The following is a 20299-nucleotide window of genomic DNA, read 5'->3' as shown; positions in this document are numbered from 1 at the left end:
GTCACCTCATCCGCGGATCACTTCGAGGGCCTGCGCTTCGAGGTCTGCACGGTCTTCGAGGTCGTCCTCGTGGCCGCTGTTGTTGGCGTGGTCGTCGGCCTCCTGGTCGAAGTCGGGCCAGGCGGGCAATCTCGGGGCCGCAGAATCGGCGCAGGAGGCGTTCGTCGTCCAGGCCGGCGCTGCCGTCCAGGCCAAGTACGCGGCTGCGCCGGCAGATCCGGCGTCTCAAGGAGCTGCTGGCTGCGGATGCCAAAGGGATTGCCGTCAACAGTCGGGCCGTGGCGGGCAGCTCTTCAAGTAGGCCTCGGAGTCCTAGCCCAGGCACCAGCCGCAAAGTAGCGGGTGTCACGCGGTGACCGCGCCCGCTCAGGATCGTCGGCCTCTGGCGGGTGGAAGGGGCCGATCCTGGCCGGCTGCGCGCCCGGCTCCTGGCAGACTCGCGCCATGACGAACTGCCGCCACTGCAGCCAGGACTACGACGCGACCGACGCCGGTGCCGTCGAGACGCACACGACGCCGGTCGCCTGCAACGCGCGCCGGACGTGCCGATGCCAGGGACGGCCCAGCTGCTACCCGTGCAGCGACTCCTTCTGTTACTGCTCGGAGCACTGAGCCCTGCGTCCGCCGGCGGTCAGTTCCCCAGTCCGCCAGACTGGGCCCACAGCAGGAGCAGGCTGACCGCGCCGCTCCCGACGCCGTAGGCCATGCCGCGCATCAGGTGCTGGTGGACGCGCCACTCCCACAGTCGTCGGCGGAGTCGCACCAGGCGGCTCTCCGGCTCGTTCTTGCCCTGGTCGTCCGTCTTGCTACCTTCCTTGTTCACGGGTCTCTCCCTGTCGTAGTTGGATCCCGCGCAGGGGAGCTCCGCCCGGTGCCCGGCCAGGCTTCGTCGGGTGGGAGCTCCCATTGCGGGACTGGGCTGTGTGCCCGATGACGGGAGCTTGCCTGACGGCGCGTTAGCGCGGCAACCGGCCTCTGCGGCTGCATTGGCGGTGTCAAAACGTGTACTTGGGGATGCCGCAGCAACATTGATGGCCTACTCGCAAAAACCGAGCCGTTACAGAACGGTGACCTTTCGGCGGCGCCCGGTCAGGAAACGGGGCTCGTCCGGCTACCCGAGACCTACTTTGCGGCTGGTGTCTGAGCTAGGACTCCGGGGCCAAGTACGCTGCAGGTCCACGCCGACTGCCTTCGGCACGGACCTGCCAGGACCCTGCCTTGGGCACCCCGACAGGCCGCTGGTGACCGACACCGTGCCGCCGGACTTCTCGAGGCGTAGTTCAGGCGCCGATGGCAGCGGCAAGTGCGGGATATCGGTAGTAGGGCTCATCTTCTGGTACGAGACTGCGTACGCGTGTGATGAAGCCGCGCCATGCCGCCTCATCGGCCGGTCTCAGGTGCTGGGTGCTCTCATACAGGGTTACGGCAAGCTGTGGCATCGCGGAAGCCATGAGGCACTGGCCGTTGTCAGTCCAAGTCTGAAGGATCGCTTCCAGATCTGAGGTCGTCAGGTAGGGGGCAACTGGTAGGACCGTAGATTGGGTCAGTGCCTCAGCCATCCGGAAGCTGGTCGCTACTTCCCGGCTAAGCAGGCCAGGGAGGTGCTGGGTAAAGTACCGGCTGGGGCGAGTGCTGATCACCAGGGACTGGCGCACCCAGTCGAGCCGGGTGAACGTCTCTTCAAGAACAGGCAGGATCCGACGTACCTCATCAATTCCAACAAGAGAGATGAGGCGGATCTCCTCAATATTGATCTCGTCGGGGCTGCGCAGCGTACTGCTGATCAGCCCTTCGATGTGGTCCCGCAGCGGTTCTGAGACCGCAGCCCAGAACACGTCAGTATCCCCAAGACGCCCCACAGAACGGATCTGCACGTCCCGCGGCCTGTCCCCCAACCGGGCAGTGGTCTTGTTCATGTGCTGTGCAACCAACGTACGGTCGCGTTCCATGAAGAGCCGCAGGCAGTCAGCCATTCGGTCCCCTAGCTTCTGGGCCCCAGGGGGGTCTGGTAGCCCGTCTGGCTCCAGGCACGCGACCTTGACCGCAAGGTCGACGACTTGCCGGCGCACGGTGGGCTTTACTTGGTCGAAGAACGTGTGAGTCAGGTAGTGTCGGCTGCCTGTGAAAGCAGGATCGGCGACGTGGGCTGCGAATCGGTCAACGACCTTGCGGCCCTGGCTCGGCGGATGGATGAGGATGCCTTGCAGCGCTGCAACCAAGTGCGCACGGGCATATTCCGTTGTCGGCGCGTAGAAGTCCCCGAACGGACGCAGTGAGGGGTGAGCGCAAAGATGCCGGTCATCTCTGAGGCGTTGTAGCTCACGTTCCTCTACGAAATCGAGCAGCTCGAGACCGCGCGCCGTCGTCAGCAGCGATGCCTCGACCTCTTGCATTGCTTTGACGTCGTTGGCATCGCGTGCGGTGTCAATTTTCTGCACGATCGCAGTAGCCGAGCCTTCACCGTCCTCGCTCAACCGCCTCAACTTGTCGATGAGGTCAGCTGCTACAGCGCTCCAGGTCAGAAGGATGCAGGCGCGTGCGGATCCCGTGGTGTAACTCCGATAGGCCTCAGCCACGAGCGGCCGTACATCCGGGTTCCAGACGCGACCGAGGCTTTCCTCAAGATCCAGCACGACGCTTGTTCTCCCCCCTACAACCTGCAGCGTGGAAGCAGTCTGGCACGGCCAGGGGGAGCTACCAGCGCTCGTAAAAACTCAACACGCTGAACTTGACAGAGAAATCGTCGCTGACCGCGCCCCTGAGGGCATCGAGTGAGAGGACCTGGGAAGCGGGCCAGGTGCGGGCCAGCGTCGACTTGCCCGCGCCGGACGCGCCGATGAGAACCACCAGGCAACGTTCCGGCATCTGCTGGCAGGGCAGCGCGGTCATACGGGCTCTCCTTGAGGGTCGAGGGAGCGGGCAGCCCAAGTCAGGAGCTGCCCGGCGTTGTCGGTGAGGAGTTCGGCCGCCTCGTGCAGAGGGCAGGAGGCGTCACCGTCGCGGTCGGGCTCGATCTGCTCAGCCCTGCGTGCGGCGGCGGTGACCATCTGCGCGAGGGCGGGAAAAGGGCCGCCGGGGACGTCGGTGTCGTCATGGAGCTCTCGCAGAATCGCGGCGAGCTCGCCGGCGACGGAGGCACCCACCCTGTCGAGGCGGCTGTGGGCGCGGCCGGTCACTGGACGGTGACCTTGGTGGCGGCAACCAGGGCAGCGACGGTCTCCCAGCCGTGGTGCCAGGCACCGTCCATGTGGAAGGCGCCGTTGATGCCGAAGTCGGCGAGCCTGTAAAAACCGCCCTTGCCGGTCTTGGTGGCGATCCTCTCCAACAGGCCCTTGCCCGGGACGCGACGGTCCGCGGCGTAGTGGGTGCCGAAGGAGATGGCGAGCGCGGCCGCGGCGGCCGCCGGGTGGACCCGGATCCCGAGCGCACGGGCGCCGGCCCCGGCGACAACCGCCTGCGTGGCCGTATAGGTGAGGCAGTGGTGCAGGCACGCCTTGCGGCCGTCCGAGGTGCCGTGGACGGTCTTCTCGTCGGTGGCCGGGTCTTCGTAGGTGACCGGGAATTCGTCGGAGGCGCCCTTCACGCGGGCGCAGTAGTCGGTCTGGAGCCAGAAGTCGCCGATGGCGCTGGCGGCGCGGGTCAGTCCGAGCAGAGCGGCGAAGGTCGCGGCACGCTGCATGATGGTGTCTCTCCTGATCTCTTATGCGGGGTGAAGGAGTGGGCGCCGGCCTTTTGCTGATGTGCGGTCGCCCGGCGGTTCCGCCCCGGCCTGCATTGCCAGGGCGGAGCTGTTTCAGCGGCCGTCACCGCTTGGGGCTGCTGCTGCCGGGGCAGGCGGCGAGTCGGTGCGGGCCGGGGCCGGGTAGGTCATGACGGTGTCGGGGCTGGGCTCGTAGCCCTTGTCACACGGGTCGCACTGGCCCTGGGTGCGCAGAGGGAGGCACGCGTAGTACCGGATTCGGCACGTGGGGCACGTTTGCCTCGCGGCCATCGCCCGGTCCAGCGCGGCTTCCTGTGCCAGAGTCGGAAGCCGCTTCGGGACCGCCAGTTCGATGCGGTAGAACCAGGCCCTGCGTCGCCCGCCGCGCCATACGAGTGGAATGGTCGGCTGCTGTCCTCCGGGGCTCAGCCCCAGGGCGCGCAGCTGACGGCGAGTCGCGAACCCGGTCTCCGGGATGGGGCCTTCGCCGCGTAGCGCTGCGCGTATGGCCGCGGCGCCGGGGGCACAGTTCCATCCGAACTCCAGCGGGCTGCCGTGGTCGTAGAGGTCACCGTCGACCGGGTCGTCTTCGGCCGGGTGGTCCATCACTGCCTCCAGGCGCCGGGTAACTGGCGGGGCTGCTGCGGGTAGCGGGGACCGGGGCGAAGGGGGCGGGGCCGGCCGATCCGGCGGCGCGGTCTGGGGATGAGCACAGACAGTTCCTCCAGTCGTCGGTGGGCAGGAAGCAGTGCGTCCCGCCGACGGTGTTCGTCGGCGGGACGCAGGGGCGGTGCTGACGGCCGGACGGCCTGTCCGGTGCTCGCCCACCGTGAGCTAGTGGGCGAGCACCGGGCGGAGCGACCGGAGTTCTGTCAGTGCTCGCGGGCAGGCGCAGCCAGGGCCGGGCCGTTCCACGGGTTGTCGGGGTCGTGCTGGCGCAGGCCAGTGACGAAGTCGAGGACCGGCCATAGCCGTTCGCCGTGGATGCCGGGTTCCGGGGCCGCGATGGTCATGCGGGTGGCCGTGGCGAGCGAGGCGAAGGCCTGCTTTCGGATGACGGGCCAGATGGCCCGCATGTCGCGGTGGCTGAGGCGACCACCGAAAGCGGTGTACGGCTCGCCGTCCACGGTGGTGACGGTGACTGCGGGGTCGTGCACGCCGCTGTGGCTGTCGTCGACGGCGACGGTCAGGCCGGCTGCTTGGGCGTCGTCCAGCAGCCGGTAGAACAGCGTGCGGTCGCTGACGAAGCCCTCCACGGCGGCGCGCTGCTCCCACCACAGCCCGTCGTGGCCGGTCCCGGCCTCGCCGGGCTGGGAGGCCACGGTCAGGAACCCGGCCCGGTTGAGGGCTGCGAGGGAGGGGATGAGGTGCGTGGTCTCCTGGTCGGGGCCGCAGCCCGGCATGTAGCCGGGCCAGGACCGCAGTTCCCCCTCCAGCCATAACGCCATCAGCTCGCCAAGGTCGGCGACGGTGTGGGCGGAACGCCAGCGGCGGCGCTCGCTCCAGCTCATCCACGGCAACTGCATCAGGTGCTCCTCAAGGTGTGACGGTGCTGCGCGCTCTTGTCGCTGCTGGCGGCGGTCGTTACGGCGTGAGGGTGTCGGCCGTGGTCGGCGTGGTGGTGACCGCCGGGGTCTGGGGCGGGGTGGTGGCCTGGCCGTCCGTGTTGCCGTGGGAGGCGAGGACGACCGCGGTGAGGACTGCAGCGATCGCCGCGAGCCGCAGCGGGAGAGGCAGCTTCTTCGGCTTGGCCGGGGTGGCGGGCCCGGAGGGGATGAACCAGCCCTGCACCGGCTTCGGGGTCTGAGGCGTCTGCGGCATGAGGAATCTCCTTGCGGATCGGTGATATTGGGGTGGTGCGCGGGCGGCCGGTCGGCCGGTGAGGTCCTCGGGCGCAGGGTGTCTGCGTTCGAGGACCAGGCGGGTCGACGGGATGTCAGCGCTGGATCTGGTGGACGTTGTCCGGGGTGTCGTCGGCGTCCTGGTAGGCCGGGACGGGGACGTGGATCTCAGGGCGGATCACGTTGCGGATCCGAGGAGAGGCGTTGACGACCACGGCCGGGCGCAGGTTCAGGCCGCGCAGTGCAAACGTGGAGGCGAGCAGCCAGGCGAGACCAGCGATCCCGGTGGCGAGGGTGCGGCCCTGTTCGGGAGCGGTCACCCAGATCATGGCGGCGCTGGACGCGCCCCATGCCGCCCACAACAGGCGGGCTGCGGTACTGCGGAGGAACCCGCCGATCAAGCCGATCAGGCCCGCGACCTGCCACAGCGTGTAGATGGTGGAGCCGCTGACGGCGAGGCCGGCGGAGTGCTCCGCGATGTATGTGCGCATCGGCTGGTCGACCGCGGCCCACAAGCCGGTGGAGGTTTCGGTGCCGATCTGCACGCGGGGCGCGGCGGTCAGCAGGCGGTGGGCCGCGTCGGCGAGGACACCGAGCGCTCCGTCCAGGAGGATCAGGGCGGCGCAGACGCCGACGGCCGCCAGGAGCACCTTTACCCAGTTCGCCATCTGGTGCCATCCGGCGGTGGGGGTCTGGCGCAGGTCCTCCCAGCGGGCGTGCAGGACGCCGCCCTCGGACCAGGCGTTTGCCCACCAGTCGCGCACGGCGGTCCGCCGCGGCTTCGTCTCCGTCATCGGCTTGGGGGACGGGGGCGGCGGGGCGGTGACGGCCTGACCCTTGTCGGCGGCCGTGGGCTCCTGGCGCTGGGCGGGGATCTGGGTGCGGTCGTTGTGGTCAGTCACGGTCGACTTCTCCTTCGAAGGGTGGTGACGCTGCGTACGGGATGGGAATGGCTCTGTTGCCGGGGCCTGTGGTGCGTCAGGCTGGGCGGCACAGCCGCACAGGGCAGCAAGGGGGCGCGATGGCAGTCGAGTTCGACTCGGTGATCGCCGACGGGGTGATCTATCCGGCGTTCACGGACGACGACGGCGTGCTGTGGATCGATGACGAAGATGACTTCGAGGTGGTCGTCGACCACGCGGTCGTCGACGGCGTGATCTATGAGGCGCAGGTCGATGAGTACGGCCGCCTGCTGATCTACCTGGACGACGACTGATCGTGCGCTGCTCCGGGGCGGCCTGCCCCGTACTCGACTCCCGGCCGTTCGCGGGGTTCGAGTACGACGCAGGGCGCCCGGGTCAGCCGTGGATGTCGTTGCGGGTGCGGGCGAACGTCCCGTGCGTGGCGCTGTAGTTGTTGACCTCGGTGTTCTGGGTGACCGAGCCCTCGTAGATGTTCGTCGTGCTGCTGGCCTTCGCCTTGGCGATGGCCGCGCCGCCCGCGGTGAGCACCATCGCCAGACCGGCGAACGGGGCGATGACGATGAGCGCGAAGCGTTCGAGGCCGGGGACGCTGACGAGGGACAGTCCCCTGAACGCGAGCCAGGCCGCGCAGCCGAGGCCGGTCGCCCCGGCACCGACGCCGATGCTCGCGACCGCGATCCCGGCCGCCCACGCGGGCACGATCCGGCGGTCGTCCTGCTTCACGGGCGGGGCGTCGCCGTAGGCGGGTGGCTTGGTGGCGTCGCGGAAACTGGTGGGGTGGTGGCGCACGGGCTTGTCGGCCCACTCCTCAATGAGGCGGCGGGCTTCGGCGGCGGCCTCGGACTCGGACAGGCCGTTGGGGGTGTGCTGGGGGTCCATGGCGATTCTCCGATCGCGGCAGGGCGCCCTCCCTGCCGTGGTGGCGGGGAGGGCGCAAGGAGTGGGGAAGCTGGGCGGGGTTGCTGCCGGCGGGCGGCGGCCAGGGGCGGTTCAGCCGAGGCTGCTGAGAAGCTGTGTCACATCCTCTTTTCGCAGGTCACGGCGTTGTGAAGTGGGTGGTGCGCTAGCTTGGCGTTCGGTCGGGCGGCGATGGAGGGGCGGCCGTGCGACAGCAGCCGATGTTCAGGCGTCTGTCGCGAGGGTGGCCGGGCTGCCTCGGTCGGTGGGAGGAGCGTTTGTGTGTCAAATGCTGTTACTGGGCGAGGTGACGTTGCAGGTCGATGTGCCGGAACTGATAGACCGCCCCGGCCTGCCGTAGTAGGCCGCGGTGTTCGTGAGCATCGTGCAGAAACGCCATGAGATGCCGTGGGATTTTGCGGCGCGCCACAAGGTAGGCACAGGCGATGACGAAGAAACCCCATGCCGTCTGGTTCAGCGCGCCCAGGAGCCCGGCCAGGAGCCCGAACGCGAGCGCGCTCACGAGCCCGAACGTGAGCCCGCCCACGAGCCCGAACGTGAACCCGGCCAGGAGCCCGAACGCGAGCCCCATCACGAGCCCGCCCAGGAGCCAGACCATGCGGAAGGCGCGCCTATCCAAGGCAAGCAGTCTGACTGGCCCAGAGCTGGCGGTCAGGTCGGGAGCATCGGCCACGAGCCCCATCACGAGCCCGAACATGAACCCGGCCAGGGGCCCGACCGCGAGCCCGGCCAGGAGCCCGGCCAGGAGCCCGACCGCGATCCCGGTCGCGATCCCGGTCGTGATCCCGAACGCTATGGCATTTCCGGATGGTGCTAGGCGGAGCCGGACCCCCGGCATGCCGGCATGCGCGTTCCCGCCCGCGATCCCGCCCGCGATCCCGGCCGCGAGCCCGACCGTGATCCCGCCCGCGAGCCCGACCGTGATCCCGACCGTGATCCCGAGCGCGAGCCCGAGCGCGAGCCCGACCAGGAGGCGGAGGGTGTGTCGCGGGATGGCTTTGGGGAGTTCCCACCAGGCGATGTCGGGGCTGCCTGCGCGCTGGTTCTGCTGGAACTGTGCGAGGAAGACGAAGGTGTCGTGGGCCTGTTCGGCTGTCCATCGGGGTGGGTTGGGTTGGTGGGGGGTGTAGGCGGCGGGAATGAAGGCCTGGAAGAGATGGGTGTTGATGGTGCCGCGGTCGAGGTAAGTGTCGGTGTCACACAGTTCGTCCGGGTGCGGTGCCGGTGGGGGCGCGGGAGGTGTGTCGGGGCGGGGGTTGTAGATGGTGCGGGCCAGGAACAGGCCGAGCGGGGTGGCGAGGGCTTGTCCGACGGGGCTGGAGGTGCCCAGGTGGGCGATCACCGTGCTCCACCGGTGGGCTGCGGGGGTGTGCGGGCCGCCGGCGTCGCGGCACAGGTAGTCCGCGGCGTCCTCGGCCTTGAGGGGCAGCAGTTCGATGGCGGCGGCGCCGTTGAGGCGGACGGTGGTGCCTGGCCGGGTTAGGGCCGTGCGGTAGGGGTCGGTGCGGCTGGTGAGGACTAGGGGCTGCCGAGCGGGCAGCGCGCGGTTGAGCATGTCGAGTGCGGTGGCGTGCCGGGCCGACGGCAGTTCGTCGAAGCCGTCGAGTAGGGGCAGGATGCAGCCCGCGTTCAGCAAGTACAGGGCCAGATCACTGGGCCCGGCGTCGGTGGTGTCCGTGAGGGCGACCGAGAGCGGAGCCGCCGTGGCCAGGCCGGGGTGGGTGCGGCGCAGATGGTCGGCCATCCAAGACTTCAGCGGCTGGTGGGGGTCCCAGGAAGCCAGGGAGAACAGCACCGGCACCGGGTCTCCGGCGGCGCGGCGTGCGATGAGGTCCTGCAGCAGCCGGATGAGCAGCACGCTCTTGCCGGCGCCGGGTTCGCCCAGGATCACCAGTCGCCGCGTGGGCACCCTCTCGGACAACACCTGTCCGATCTCCGTGTCCCGGCCCGCCAGTCCGGCGGGATCCGTCGGCCAGAGGGCGGGGTCGCCCGGGGGTCCGCCGGGCCAGGCGCGGGCCAGGCCGGTCAGCAGCGGCCAGTCCTCGGTCAGGTCGTCACCGGTGGCTTCCCAGGCGACCGGCAGCGGGTAGGGGTCGTTGACCCGGCGCACGGCCGCCTCGTTGTCCCACTGGGTCCTGACCGCTACCGCCAACTGCTCCAGGACTTTCTCCTCGTCTACGGGGTCGGCTTCGCTGCGATCGGCATGGAAGGCCGCCCAAGCAAGGTAGCCCGGCGCCAGGGTGGGAAGCACAGCCACCGCGCTTTGGGCCACTCCGAGACCAAAGCGCCGGGCCAGAACGAGCGCTGCGATCAGCCCGACCACCATCAGCAGCAGGTACACCCAGCCCACATGCCGTGGCCCCCGGCCACGCCCCCCGCGTCTCATAACAGGACATCATCGCCTAACTCCTGCCGGAGAAGAGACCGTTTGGCGATCCGGGCCATACACCGTGTAGCGACCGAGGCCGCCCGGTCGACACCCCCACACACCGCGCACCACAAAGCACTCTGAACTGCGGAAAGAGGATGTGACACAGCTTCTGAGCATTCCGGCGAGGCTGCTGATCCCGTTGGTGATGGCGGGGGCGAGGCCGGTGGAGGCGAGAGTGAAGCCGAACAGGCTGGCGGCGAGCGCGGGCCAGATCCGCAGGTAGCCGGTGCGGATGAGGATCAGCACGATGATTCCGGCGAAGACGACCAGGGAGACGGTCAGCGCCACAGTGAGGGACTCCTTCGAAAGTGCGGCCGGGACGGGCAGGGTGCCCGGCCCGGCCTGACAGGGGGAGAGGGGGTCAGCCCTTGAGCGTGGTCAGGGCGTTGCGGATGCTGCCGAGCTTGACCGGGCGGTCGCCGTCGGCGTTGACCAGTCCCAGGATCTGGAGGGCGTCCAGCGGGTCGTCGTGTGCGTCGAGGACGGCCTGGACGCGGTCGCGGATGGTGCGGGACCGCGGCTTGGAGTCCGTCGCCATCGAGGCCGGGACGGGGGAGGCGGCTTGGAGGCCGCCGCTCTTCTTCCTGCCCTTGCCGCCCCCGCCGCCTTCGCCGTCCTCGTCTTCCTCGGGCTCGGGGAACATCGCGCGGTAGGCCTCCATGCCGTCCAGGCGCTGGCCGTAGGCGTCGCCGATGAGGCCCAAGGCGGCCTCTTCGATCTCGGCAGGAGCCCCGGGCCCGTAGAGGTCCAGGGTCATCGGGTCCAGGCCCTCGGTGGGAACCGGGGAGCCGATGTTCCAGAACCTCATCTTGGAGCTGGGGTAGCGGCCGTTGACGTTGTACGCGGTGCCCTGGGTGCCGGGCAGGTCATCGTCGTCGTGTTCCTCGTCGAACTGGCTGACGAGGTCGACTTCACCGGCGTACTTCGGGATCGGGGTGAGGACCATCCCGGCGGGCAGCAGGCCGTCGGTGACGAGCTGCTTCATCATCGAGCTGGTCCAGCGAAGCAGGATCACTTCGCCTTCCTTGAGCATCGCCCTCAGCGTGTCTGAGCCGCCCATCTCCTCGAGGTGGCCGGCCTGCGCGAACAGGCCGATACCGACACCGAGGGAGCGGCCGGTGCGGCCGATGTCCTTGATGTAGAAGGTGGCTTCGTCCCGGTAGGGGGCGCCCTTCTCCAGCAACCTGTTGGCTTCGTCGATGATCTGGTAGATCAGCGGGTCGGGCCGGTCCTTGAGGAACTTGCTGCGACCCATCCGGGAGTAGCGCTCCTGGCGGTCCATCATCGTCAGCCACGTCGTCCGCAGCTGCGCCATCACGCCTTCCTGTGTGGTGACGCGCCAGGCGACGTTGCCGTCCGAGCCGTGTCCGGTCTGCCCGTACGCCTCCGGGGCGGACTGGCCGCCCTTGAGGTCGCCGTACAGGACGGCGATCCCGGAACGCTTCATCCCGGCGAGGACGATCTGCCCCGCGGTCGACTTGCCGGCGCCGGTGGTGCCGAACAGCAGCAGGCGCTGCGCGGAGCCGGACGCCGGGTCGTACAGGCGCAGCAGGGAGGGCCGGCCGTTGTGGTACCGGCCGATCCAGATCCGCCCGCGGTCGTCCATGACCAGCATCTGCGGGTCGGCGAGGATGACCTGGGCGAGCGGGTCGTCGGGGTAGATGGTCACCAGGGCCTTGGACAGGGCCGTGTTGACCTCGATCGCCAGCCGGTTGACGTCCGTGATGCCCAGGGCGTTGGCGAGTCTCACCGGGTGGTAGGTGATGACGTCGCCCGCTTCGGCGGCTTCCACGGTGAGTTCGTAGATCGTGCTCATGCCGGGAGTTCCTTGTCCTCCGCGTCGGTGTCGGGGACGTCGACGGCGCGGACCGCGGTGATGATGGTGCCGGGCATGCCCTTGGGGGCGATGAGCGTCTGCCAGGCCTTCTGCAGGTCCATGGCCTGCGCCAGGGCCTCGCCGACGGTGAGCCGTCGTACGTCGGCGCCGTGACGGGGCACGGGCGTGATCGCGATTTCGTCCTCGGGCCACTTGATGGCGGCGGACAGGTCCAACAGGTCGATCTTCGGGACGGGCTTGCGGGGGAGGGTGGAGCGGATGATCGCGGTCATCGACTGCGGGCCGGTCTGCTCGATCTGCTCCAGCACGGTGTTCGGTGCGGCGCCGCCCTCGATGGCGACCTCGCTCGCCCAGAACTTCGCCATCGGGTGCTGCGGACCTGCCTGGTCGGTGTCCTGGGCGAGGATCTCCTTGGTCTGCTCGATGGCCTGCGGGGTCAGCGACTTCTCTCGGCCGACCAGGACGCGGGCGAGCCGGGCCGGGCGCACCCACAGGACGCCCGCGGTCCATACGGCGTCGGCGAGCAGCTGCCACCACCAGTCGATACCGGTGACGATGTGCTGCGCGGTGAGCAGCACGGCCATAGACCCCGACGGGGTGAGGTAGAGGGCCATCGCCGTGTGGCCGTTGATGTCGCGGGGCAGGGTCGCCGACCACAGCGCGCCCCATCCGGCGCACAGCATCGTGGCTGTGATGGACGGGCTGTAGAGGTCGGGGGTGAAGGTTCCGGCGGCGAGAGCGCCGGTGCCGGCCACGGCCGCGGCGCGGCCGGCGGCGTTGCGGGCCAGGGCGAGGCGGCCGCGCAGGGGTCCGAGGCTGATCATCGGGATGCTCTCCTAAGGGCATAGGGAAGGGCGGCGAACCCAGTGGGGGTTCGCCGCCCTTGATGCGGTGCGGTGTTGGGGGTCAGCGGTTGCTGTAGAAGGTGCGGTCGGCCATGTCGATGCCGTCCGGCATGTTGTTCGCGGCCTCCGCGACCGAGCCGTAGTCGGCGATGTGCGCGTCGGCGGTCTCGTGGAAGAGCGTGGACATCTCCTCACATTCGGCCGCCATGGCCTCCGCCTCTTCCTTGCAGGACCGCATCACGGTGGCCGCGTCGCGGTGCTCGTTGACGGTGAGATCGTCGACGTTGAGCGCGGCGGCCGTGTCGGAAAGCCGGTCGACCGACGACGCGCACTCTTCGACGTACTTGAAGGTGGAGCGGACCTGTTGGGACAGGCCCGCCATGGTGGCGCTGGCCGCAGTCAGCTGGGCGACGACGATGCCGAAGCGGACCGCACCGACGATCACGGAGCCCGTCTTCTGGAGGGCCCCGCCGATCACGGGAACAAGGTCGGACACGGGGTTCTCCTATTCGAGGTGGTAGTCGCGCTCGGCAGGCGCGGTGTGTCCGGCATCGCGGACGGCGTCGGCGAGCGGCTTGTGCCGGCGTTCGGCGTTTTCACCCGCGGTGCGGATGGCCTCGGACGCGGCGGGCAGTGTCTCCGCCAGGGCCTCCGCCTTCGCCTTCACGCTGACGGCCTTCTCCGCCAGGATCAGCACCCAGCCCTCCAGCACACCGGGAACCTTGAGGTCGACGATCTTCGCGTGGAGGGCCTCAAGGCGGGTCATCATCTTGTCGCAGCCCTCAGCGGCGGCCCGGGCCTCGTCGACGCCCGCCATGATCTCCTCTGCCATGTCGGCGTCGGATTCGATCACGTCGAAAATCGTCAACTCGCTGTCGGCGTACTGCGTGCTGGGTGCCTTCGCGGGGACGGGCACGGTCACTACGGTTCCTCCTCTGCTCGTTCCTGCGGGAAGTCCGGCCCGGCCGCGGCCTGAAGGCTGACGGGCCTTGGCCTTCGCCCCCGTGACCGGCCTGCCGATCTGCTCCACCGTGTAGGTGGTGCCCTGGGTGTGCGCCCAGCCGGGCGGCGGCCCGAAGGCGCCGCCCGAGCCGGGCCCGGGGCCGGTGCTGGTCCTGGTGTCGGAGGCGTGCTCGGACCGGCGGGCGCCTGCCCGTTCCCACTGTTCGCGGCGGGAGTTCGTGCCGGACGCCGATCCCGGGCCGGCCGGGCCGCTGCTCTTGGGTCCCGGGCGCTTCGGCCCGGTCGGCCCCGGCTTGCCGCCGGGTCGGCCGTACCTGCGGGTCTTCTTCAGGTTGACCTTCTTCTTCAGGTTGACCTTCGGAGCTCCGCCGCCGGTGCCGGCCGGGCCGCCCGAACTGGCGGTCCGCTTGGGTTTCTTGGCCAGATCGACCTTCGGCGCCGCAGGCGCCGTCCGGGCAGAGTCGGACTTCTTGTTCTTCTTGCCCTTGCGGACGGTGGACAGGATCGGCGGATCCAGCCGCTTTCGGCGCTTCCTCAGCCGCCGCGCCGATTCCGCCGCGATGGCCTGCGGCAGCGTGACCCGGCCCTTGCCCTTCCGCTTCGGGCCGGAGCCGCCGCCCGGCTTCGCCCCGCCCTTCTTGGCCTTGGCCTTGCGGACGGTGGACAGGACGGGCGGAGACAGCCGCTTGCGGCGCTTCCTCAGGCGGCGCTCCGAGGCCTCCACCACCGCTTTCGGCAGCGTGGCCCGGCCCTTGCCGCCGGAACCCGCCCCGGAGGTACCGGTCTTCGGCCCGGAAGCGCGGCCCGGCTTCGAGCCGGAGGCTAGTGTGGTGCCGCCCGAGCCGGACTTGCCGGAGGTGCCCAGGGTGCCGGTGCTGCTCTTCCCGCGGCCCGGCTTGGGGCCGTTGCGGATCCGGTCGCGAACGGCTCCGGTAAGGCTGCCGGAGGCACTTTTCGTGCCGGTTGTCAGTGTCTTTCCACCGCTGGTTCGGGTCTTTCCGCCGCTCTTTGTCCCGGGGGACTCCAGGGCGCCGCTGCGGCCCTTGGGGCCACCTCCGCGCCCGCTGGCACCCAGTGAGCCCGTACGGCCGCCAAAGGGGCCGCCAGGCGTCTTGCTGGGCGCCTTGGACCCGGACCTGCCGGACGGCTTCGGGCCGCTGGAGGAGCGGAATGTTCCCGGCACCGGATTCTTTCCGGAACTCTTCTGGCCCCCTCCGGCGCCTGATGTGCGCGTATTGCGTCCGAATTCAAGGCCGGACTGAACGCGGCCTTTCTGACGGGCCATTTCGACCCCGAGCGAGGCTTTATCGGCCGCCGCCCGCGTCTGATCTGCAATGGCCCGGTGGTGTTCGTGGCGGGCTTTCAGATAAGAGGCTGCATTCCATGCGCCGCGCATTGCGGCGACGGTAATCCCGGCCATCATCACCACCGACATGGCGGCAATTCCCGTTCCTTGCGGGGTGTCCGGGAGTCCGGGATCCGCGTTGACGGCCACCCTATTAGCGCTGCCGCTCCCGCCGCCCACGGTGGGATTTCCCGCGACCATCAGCGAGGGCGGCGGGGCCAGGGTCGGCAGGGGAGTCAGGGTGGGGGCGGCACCCCCGGGTGCCGGCGGGCCGCTGCCTACCGGACCCGGGATCGTCAGTCCAGGGAAGCCGAGGACCGTCCCCCCGGCGTGGTCATCGGCCATCGGCCGCTCCTTCGGTCAGTCACTCAGCGTTACAGATCTTGAGGGCCTCACGCGCGCGTATAGGCGCGCATGATGGGTCCCGCCAGATTCACGGAGTGAGGCAGTGATGATGAACGTGATGAGCGCGGAGAGTTACTGGCCGGTCCGCTGGCGCTGCTGCTCCTGGGTCCACCCCTGGAGCAGCCGGACCAGGTCGGCCCACGCCTTGTCGTCGTCGCCGGCCAGGAGGCGGGCAAGGTCCCAGAGCGCGGTCGCCCGGGACTTGTTCGTCGTGGTCTCCGCCAGGCGTTTGTCCCAGCGGGCGACCTGGCCTTTGGTGAGCTGGACGGCCACCGATCAGGCCCTCTTTTCCAGGTAGTCCAGGAAAGACGGACCGTCACCGCCCGCACTGCTCTTGGCCGTTACCCCCTTCCCGTCTTCATCGGTGTCGATGAGGGCATGCGCGATGCCGTTGACCTGCCCCGCCGTGTTCATCGACCGGGCGGTGTTCAGGCCCTTCCTCTGGGCCTTCTCCAGCTCCTTCTTTTCTGCCGCCTTCTCACGCTTTTCCGGCAGCTCGACATAACGGCGCTGGAATTCCGTGTCGAGCTTTCCGACGTGATTCACGGCGTCCCGCAGGTCGCTTTCGAGCTGCGCGAGCGGACGCGACGCGAGATAGGCGCGGATTCGGGCCTGGAACGGCTTGTCACCGTCGAACTTCATGCTCTCCAGGTCCGACCGGTACTCGCGCAGCAGCGCCTGGACCTCGTCGGCCATCTGCCGCAGCCGCTCGCGCTGCTGGGCGGCGTACAGGACGGTGCCGCCCGGCTTGAGCAGGTGGTCCGACGTCCACCGGGCGTTGTTGATCTCGGTCATGCGGAAGACCTCCAGGTCTCGGGGTGGGTGCTGTGCAGGGGGAACACCCAGGTGGGAGGGCGGGGGCGGCGTTTCGGCGCCTTCACCGTGTCCCCGAGGTGTTGCCCGCATCTCGGGGGCCGGTGGAGACCGTCGACGTGCCGGTCTCGAGCCGGTCAGCTCAGGTACTTGTCGGCGTCCTCGGGCCGCAGCAGGCCGGCCGTTGAGAGCAGCCGGATCGCCCGGGGCTGGTTGACGGAGAGTTCGGTACGGACGCGGCTGATGTTGACGAAGCCGTCCATCTCGCGCGGCAGGGCCTGTACGAGCGGCAGCAGTTCGCCGTCCGTACGAGCGGGCGTCGCCGTACCGGTACGCCCGGCAGTAGCCGTCTGGGTGGTACGCGAGCGATCCTCCACCGCACCAGTACGCGCGGCCGGAACGCCGCCGGGGCGGGTTGTACGGGCGGTGACCGTACTGGTACGCGCCCCGCCCTCGTACGCGGCCGCGCTGGCACGCCCGGAGTGCTCCGTACTAGTACGCGCGGCCCCGGTCGGGGCAGCCTGTACGCCGCTTGTACGATCGCTGTACGCGCTGGTCACGCCCGCATTCGCTGCCGCCGGGGAGGCGTGGTGCGAGGTGTCGTGTACAGGCTCCGTACTAGCGGTGCCGTGGGCCGTGCGAGCGGGGACCGTACCGGCTGACGCGCCGTACGAGTCCGTACCGGAGAGGCTTGTACGGGCGTGCTGCGAACCTGTCGTGCCGTCCGTACGGGCGGCCGTACTGGTACGTCCGTCCGTCGCGGTCGCCGTGTCCGTACCACCGCCGTGTTCGTCTGTACTGGCGTCGTGCATGAGTGAGTGGACGCGCCAGATGACGGCCACGAAGATCAGCACGACGAACGTCGTCAGGCCCCAGGGAGCCGAGTGTCCTTCCTTGACCATGTCGCTCTGCTCCACCAGGTGATAGGTGACGTTCGCCGACGCCATCAGCAGCAGGGCGTAGGGGATGTCCTTCTTGGCTCGGAACGCGGTGACGCAGTAGACGTCGATGCTGACGGGCAGCAGCGGGGCGACGTAGGTGTTGATGCCGACCATGCGTGCCAGCTCGTACTCGCCGGAGGCGGCGAGGCCGACGCCGGCGGCGAGCGCGATCCACGGGGCCGTCTTCCACGCCTTGCGGCTGAGGTTCTGGTGCCAGCTCTGGAAGCGGGAGTTGGCCTTCTTCGCCTCACGGGCCTCGTCGAGCATGCGGCGGGCGCGGGCTTCGTCGGCCTGCGCCCGTTCGGTGATGCCCTTGGCCTTGCGCTCCGCCTCCGAGGTGATGCGGGTGGCCTCCTTCTGGGCGGCCTCCCGCATCTGCGCGGCGACGGTGTTGCCTTCCTCCTTCAGTCGTTCGCGCTGCTTGTCGCACACGGCCTTGAGCGTGCTGAGTTCGTCGGCGAGCGCCTTGCGCTTGCTGGCGGCGTCCGCGTCGAACTGGTCGGTGAGTTTGCGCAGTTGCTCGCGCAGCTCGGTGCGGGCCTGCTCCGCCTCGGTGTGCGCGGCGGCGACGTGGATGTCGGCTTCGCGACGGCGGTCGTCGGCGGCCTTGACCGCGTCCGCGTAGAGCTGCTCCGCCTCGCCGCGCCGGCCGTCGTAATGGTCGGCCGCCGTCTTGGCGAGCTGGGCGAACCGCTCGCGGGCCTGCTCGAGTTCCCGCTGCGCCGCGGCCACCAGTTCGTCGGCCTGCTCCTGGGCACGGGCGAGGATCTGCCCGGCCTCGATACGGCGCTGGTCGACCAGCGCGCCGATCTCGGTGAGGTCGGCTTCGGCCAGGCGCCGCAGCTCGGCAACCGCCACAGCGGTGGCCTCGCGGTCCGTGGTCGCGAGCTGGGTCAGATCGGCGACCTGAGCGCGGGCCTGGCTCACGAGGGTCTCGGCACGCTTGCGGGCGTCGGCCAGGAGCCGGTCGGCCTCACCGCGTGCCGCCTCCACGTCAGCCTTGGCCTGCACGCGCTGGGCGGTGGCCACTTGGCTAGCGTCGGTGGTGATGCCGCTGGCGCGCTCCTGCGCCTCGGTCAGCAAGCTGGTGACCTGTTCGTGGGTGTCGGCGATGGCGCGTGCCGCCCGGTCCTCGGCTTCTGCCTGGAGAGCGGCGGCACTCTCGCGTGCGGTGTCGACGATGTCGGCGGCCCGGTCACGGGCGTCCGTGATGGAGAGCGGCCCCTCGAGGTCCTCGTGCGGCTCCGTCCCGGTCCGGGCCGGGGGAGTGTGGGGGGTGGTGGAGGCGGCGGGCCGCGCAACCGGACGGGAGACGGCCGGCTTCTTGCTGGCGGAGGGCCTCTTGTTACGGGTTCGGTTGGCGGCCACGCCGCCTCCTTCCAGGTTGGGCGCCGCCTTCGGGGGCGGCGGTTCAGGGGTGCAGGGTCAGTCGTCCTGGGCGGGCAGCTCCGGCGGCTGCTGGCTGGCGGTCGCGTGCTGCTGGGTGAGCCAGGCCATGGCGGCCGGGGTCATGTCGCCGGCGGTGTTCAGCGGCGCGGTGTCGATGTCGCGCATCGCGTCGATGGCGGGCAGCACTCGCATGTAGTCCGGGTCCGCGTAGTAGATCGGGCTGCCCACCGGCAGCGGCGTCAGGTCGTAGGTGTCGCCGCCGCAGACCCGCTCAACGCGACAGACGAAGGTGTGACCGGCCTGCCCGGTCCAGAACCTCTGCGGATCGCGGTACAGGACGAACTGGCCCCGCTTGAACGTGGTCCCGGCGGTCGTGCTCTGGGCGCTGTCACGCACGGCAGCTCCTTGGCGGGTCAGGTGGTCCGGACTGTCCGGCTCCCCGTCACCGCCCGCCCCGGCCACCGGATAGTCGGCGGGCGGTGCGGGCGGATCAGGCAGCCGTCAGGCCAGGGCCACGACGGGCCGGTGCGGGTCGATGACCCGGCCGTCGGGGAGCAGCTCACCGGTGTCCTCGAAGAGCAGGACTCCGTTGCACAGCAGGCTCCAGCCCTGCTCGGGATGAGCCGCCACGATCGCGGCCGCCTCCCGGTCGGTGCTGTCGGCGGCCGGGCACTTCGGCATGTGGGTACACAGCGAGTCCGGCAGCAGATTGGTGCCGTTCGTCGCGGTGTCGAGTTGGGTTGTGCGGTCCATGAGCTCTCCTGCGGGGGAGGAAGCGAGTTCCGGGGCTTTCCCGGGTGGAAGGCGTGCGAAGGGACCGGCTGCGGAAGTGCCGCGCCGGCATTGGCGAATCTGGGAAAGCGTCAGGTCGGATCAGTCAGCGCTGTTGGCGCGCTTCCGGGGCCGACCTGCGCTTCATCGCGCGGCGCTCGGTGTCGCTGAGGCCGCCCCACACCCCGGACTCGTTGCGCTCCAGGGCGGCTTCGAGGCAGCTCTCGATCAGCGGGCAGCGGCGGCAGACGGCCTTGGCTTCCTCGATCTGCAGCAGCGCCGGGCCCGTGTCACCGATGGGGAAGAACAGCTCGGGGTCCTCGATGGCGCAGGCCGCGCGGGGCCGTTCGGGCGCGGCAGTGGAGATGGCGCCGTAGCCGTATGGGGCGGTGCGTACGATGGTGTCCACAAGGGCCTCCCAGAAGGTCCGGTCATACGGATGCGAAGTGGCCCCGGGGATGCGAGCCCCGGGGCTGTTCTGTGTCGGCGGCCGACAGGACGGCGTCCGCCCTACTGCTCGCGGCGAGGCCGGCGGTGCGAGTGCAGTTCTGCGACGCAATGACCCGTCTCCCACGCCGCGATGGCGGCCGCGGCGGCCGCCGCGAACAGCAGGCGGGTACGAGGGTGAGCGACGCCGATGGAGGCGGCGGCCCGGGCCGCCGCTGCTGCGCCACCCGGGCCGCCTGTATCAAATGCGGCAGCATCAGTTACCGAGGTTCTGGCACGCGGCGCACGTCCAGGCCGTAGGCGACGGGACAGCACCCTGCATGCCGGCAGGCGACGGCAGCACGCCGAAAACGCCGCCGCACACATCGCACTGCATCCCGCCGCCAGCCGTCGCGGGCGCCGGGGCAAGGGCCGTGGGCGGGCAGTTGTTCGGGTCGCAGTTCCACCGGCCGCACAGCCCGCAGGCGTCGTCGGCCATCACCGGCCGGTGCAGGACCAGCACCGGCTGCCGCTCGTAGCCGGGCAGCATCTCCTGAAGCGTGCGGCGGGCCCGGCGCTCCGCGGGGATGCGGGCGTCGGACTCACGCACCATGCGCGCCAGGAGGTCACCGAGCTGGCGGTGCGCGTACTCCGGGTTGGTCACGGCCACTGTCGAACGGGCCGCGGGCCGTGTCATGATCGCTGTGGTCATAGGGATCTCCGAGTCCTTTTTGACCGGACAGCCCTGGAA

Annotated in this window: 24 protein-coding genes and 1 pseudogene; 1 reads left to right on the top strand and 24 read right to left on the bottom strand. The window is 69.8% G+C overall.

Features of this window, described 5'->3' with window-relative positions:
• Window positions 1–6: 6 nt before the first annotated feature.
• From ACZ69Q_RS44470 to ACZ69Q_RS44425, 10 genes and pseudogenes are all read right to left on the bottom strand, one after another.
• Entirely contained in the window at window positions 7–129 is a 123-nt protein-coding gene (locus ACZ69Q_RS44470; RefSeq protein WP_471054410.1) for a hypothetical protein, read from the bottom strand.
• A 502-nt stretch (window positions 130–631) separates the two neighbouring features.
• Window positions 632–823, bottom strand: a complete 192-nt coding sequence (locus ACZ69Q_RS44465; RefSeq protein ID WP_471054408.1) for a hypothetical protein — start codon at window positions 821–823, stop codon at window positions 632–634.
• A 457-nt stretch (window positions 824–1280) separates the two neighbouring features.
• A complete protein-coding gene (locus ACZ69Q_RS44460; protein WP_471054406.1) occupies window positions 1281–2633 on the bottom strand; it encodes a hypothetical protein in 1353 nt (450 codons plus the stop codon).
• Between the two features lie 106 nt (window positions 2634–2739).
• Window positions 2740–2865: pseudogene (locus tag ACZ69Q_RS44455) on the bottom strand (AAA family ATPase); the annotation flags it as partial.
• A 20-nt stretch (window positions 2866–2885) separates the two neighbouring features.
• On the bottom strand, window positions 2886–3176 hold the full coding sequence (locus ACZ69Q_RS44450) for a hypothetical protein (RefSeq protein ID WP_471054404.1): 291 nt from the start codon (window positions 3174–3176) through the stop codon (window positions 2886–2888).
• Window positions 3173–3679, bottom strand: a complete 507-nt coding sequence (locus tag ACZ69Q_RS44445; protein ID WP_471054402.1) for a hypothetical protein — start codon at window positions 3677–3679, stop codon at window positions 3173–3175. The genes ACZ69Q_RS44450 and ACZ69Q_RS44445 overlap by 4 nt, the downstream gene beginning before the upstream one ends.
• A gap of 114 nt (window positions 3680–3793) precedes the next feature.
• The gene (locus ACZ69Q_RS44440; RefSeq protein WP_471054400.1) at window positions 3794–4306 is read right to left on the bottom strand and encodes an RRQRL motif-containing zinc-binding protein; all 513 of its coding nucleotides are present in this window, start codon (window positions 4304–4306) and stop codon (window positions 3794–3796) included.
• Between the two features lie 266 nt (window positions 4307–4572).
• Window positions 4573–5226: a DUF6919 domain-containing protein gene (locus ACZ69Q_RS44435; protein ID WP_471054398.1), complete on the bottom strand. Its 654-nt coding sequence runs from the start codon at window positions 5224–5226 to the stop codon at window positions 4573–4575.
• 58 nt (window positions 5227–5284) lie between these two features.
• Window positions 5285–5521, bottom strand: a complete 237-nt coding sequence (locus ACZ69Q_RS44430; protein WP_471054397.1) for a hypothetical protein — start codon at window positions 5519–5521, stop codon at window positions 5285–5287.
• A gap of 115 nt (window positions 5522–5636) precedes the next feature.
• A complete protein-coding gene (locus tag ACZ69Q_RS44425) occupies window positions 5637–6443 on the bottom strand; it encodes a hypothetical protein (RefSeq protein ID WP_471054395.1) in 807 nt (268 codons plus the stop codon).
• Between the two features lie 119 nt (window positions 6444–6562).
• Here ACZ69Q_RS44425 and ACZ69Q_RS44420 point away from each other — a divergent pair, with 119 nt between their 5' ends.
• Entirely contained in the window at window positions 6563–6757 is a 195-nt protein-coding gene (locus ACZ69Q_RS44420) for a hypothetical protein (RefSeq protein WP_471054393.1), read from the top strand.
• Window positions 6758–6839: 82 nt separating this feature from the next.
• Here ACZ69Q_RS44420 and ACZ69Q_RS44415 read toward each other — a convergent pair whose 3' ends face one another.
• The 14 genes from ACZ69Q_RS44415 to ACZ69Q_RS44350 all read right to left on the bottom strand — a co-directional run bounded on the left by ACZ69Q_RS44415 (window position 6840) and on the right by ACZ69Q_RS44350 (window position 20260).
• The gene (locus ACZ69Q_RS44415) at window positions 6840–7343 is read right to left on the bottom strand and encodes a hypothetical protein (RefSeq protein WP_471054392.1); all 504 of its coding nucleotides are present in this window, start codon (window positions 7341–7343) and stop codon (window positions 6840–6842) included.
• Window positions 7344–7656: 313 nt separating this feature from the next.
• Complete coding sequence (locus tag ACZ69Q_RS44410) at window positions 7657–9723, bottom strand: NACHT domain-containing protein (protein ID WP_471054390.1); 2067 nt, start codon at window positions 9721–9723, stop codon at window positions 7657–7659.
• Window positions 9724–9777: 54 nt separating this feature from the next.
• Complete coding sequence (locus tag ACZ69Q_RS44405; protein ID WP_471054388.1) at window positions 9778–10101, bottom strand: hypothetical protein; 324 nt, start codon at window positions 10099–10101, stop codon at window positions 9778–9780.
• Between the two features lie 73 nt (window positions 10102–10174).
• Window positions 10175–11629 (bottom strand): DNA/RNA helicase domain-containing protein, encoded by a 1455-nt coding sequence (locus ACZ69Q_RS44400; protein WP_471054386.1) that lies wholly within the window; start codon window positions 11627–11629, stop codon window positions 10175–10177.
• Window positions 11626–12474, bottom strand: coding sequence for a hypothetical protein (locus ACZ69Q_RS44395; protein ID WP_471054384.1), 849 nt, complete (start codon window positions 12472–12474; stop codon window positions 11626–11628). The genes ACZ69Q_RS44400 and ACZ69Q_RS44395 overlap by 4 nt, the downstream gene beginning before the upstream one ends.
• Window positions 12475–12556: 82 nt before the next feature.
• Entirely contained in the window at window positions 12557–12991 is a 435-nt protein-coding gene (locus tag ACZ69Q_RS44390) for a hypothetical protein (protein ID WP_471054383.1), read from the bottom strand.
• A 9-nt stretch (window positions 12992–13000) separates the two neighbouring features.
• Window positions 13001–15148, bottom strand: coding sequence for a hypothetical protein (locus ACZ69Q_RS44385; RefSeq protein ID WP_471054381.1), 2148 nt, complete (start codon window positions 15146–15148; stop codon window positions 13001–13003).
• A 132-nt stretch (window positions 15149–15280) separates the two neighbouring features.
• Window positions 15281–15481 carry a hypothetical protein gene (locus tag ACZ69Q_RS44380; protein ID WP_471054380.1) on the bottom strand — a complete coding sequence of 67 codons (201 nt, stop codon included), beginning with the start codon at window positions 15479–15481 and terminating at the stop codon, window positions 15281–15283.
• A 3-nt stretch (window positions 15482–15484) separates the two neighbouring features.
• On the bottom strand, window positions 15485–16003 hold the full coding sequence (locus ACZ69Q_RS44375; protein ID WP_471054378.1) for a hypothetical protein: 519 nt from the start codon (window positions 16001–16003) through the stop codon (window positions 15485–15487).
• A 155-nt stretch (window positions 16004–16158) separates the two neighbouring features.
• On the bottom strand, window positions 16159–18330 hold the full coding sequence (locus tag ACZ69Q_RS44370; RefSeq protein ID WP_471054376.1) for a hypothetical protein: 2172 nt from the start codon (window positions 18328–18330) through the stop codon (window positions 16159–16161).
• 57 nt (window positions 18331–18387) lie between these two features.
• Complete coding sequence (locus ACZ69Q_RS44365) at window positions 18388–18747, bottom strand: hypothetical protein (RefSeq protein WP_471054374.1); 360 nt, start codon at window positions 18745–18747, stop codon at window positions 18388–18390.
• Window positions 18748–18852: 105 nt separating this feature from the next.
• The gene (locus ACZ69Q_RS44360) at window positions 18853–19044 is read right to left on the bottom strand and encodes a DUF5999 family protein (protein WP_471054440.1); all 192 of its coding nucleotides are present in this window, start codon (window positions 19042–19044) and stop codon (window positions 18853–18855) included.
• A gap of 184 nt (window positions 19045–19228) precedes the next feature.
• Window positions 19229–19489, bottom strand: a complete 261-nt coding sequence (locus tag ACZ69Q_RS44355) for a WhiB family transcriptional regulator (protein WP_471054438.1) — start codon at window positions 19487–19489, stop codon at window positions 19229–19231.
• 336 nt (window positions 19490–19825) lie between these two features.
• Window positions 19826–20260, bottom strand: coding sequence for a hypothetical protein (locus ACZ69Q_RS44350; RefSeq protein ID WP_471054373.1), 435 nt, complete (start codon window positions 20258–20260; stop codon window positions 19826–19828).
• Window positions 20261–20299: the final 39 nt, after the last annotated feature.

The organism is Streptomyces sp. NPDC036764 (assembly GCF_055609385.1).
The sequence above is the reverse complement of the archived record's forward strand: the minus strand, read 5'-3'. Positions and strand labels throughout refer to the sequence as shown.

Bases quoted from the DNA above. Each gene is read 5' to 3' on its own strand.
- ACZ69Q_RS44445 (WP_471054402.1), bottom strand. From the start codon at position 3,679: ATGCAGCGTGCCGCGACCTTCGCCGCTCTGCTCGGACTGACCCGCGCC.
- ACZ69Q_RS44440 (WP_471054400.1), bottom strand. From the start codon at position 4,306: ATGGACCACCCGGCCGAAGACGACCCGGTCGACGGTGACCTCTACGAC.
- ACZ69Q_RS44435 (WP_471054398.1), bottom strand. From the start codon at position 5,226: ATGCAGTTGCCGTGGATGAGCTGGAGCGAGCGCCGCCGCTGGCGTTCC.
- ACZ69Q_RS44430 (WP_471054397.1), bottom strand. From the start codon at position 5,521: ATGCCGCAGACGCCTCAGACCCCGAAGCCGGTGCAGGGCTGGTTCATC.
- ACZ69Q_RS44420 (WP_471054393.1), top strand. From the start codon at position 6,563: ATGGCAGTCGAGTTCGACTCGGTGATCGCCGACGGGGTGATCTATCCG.
- ACZ69Q_RS44415 (WP_471054392.1), bottom strand. From the start codon at position 7,343: ATGGACCCCCAGCACACCCCCAACGGCCTGTCCGAGTCCGAGGCCGCC.
- ACZ69Q_RS44400 (WP_471054386.1), bottom strand. From the start codon at position 11,629: ATGAGCACGATCTACGAACTCACCGTGGAAGCCGCCGAAGCGGGCGAC.
- ACZ69Q_RS44395 (WP_471054384.1), bottom strand. From the start codon at position 12,474: ATGATCAGCCTCGGACCCCTGCGCGGCCGCCTCGCCCTGGCCCGCAAC.
- ACZ69Q_RS44385 (WP_471054381.1), bottom strand. From the start codon at position 15,148: ATGGCCGATGACCACGCCGGGGGGACGGTCCTCGGCTTCCCTGGACTG.
- ACZ69Q_RS44375 (WP_471054378.1), bottom strand. From the start codon at position 16,003: ATGACCGAGATCAACAACGCCCGGTGGACGTCGGACCACCTGCTCAAG.
- ACZ69Q_RS44350 (WP_471054373.1), bottom strand. From the start codon at position 20,260: ATGACCACAGCGATCATGACACGGCCCGCGGCCCGTTCGACAGTGGCC.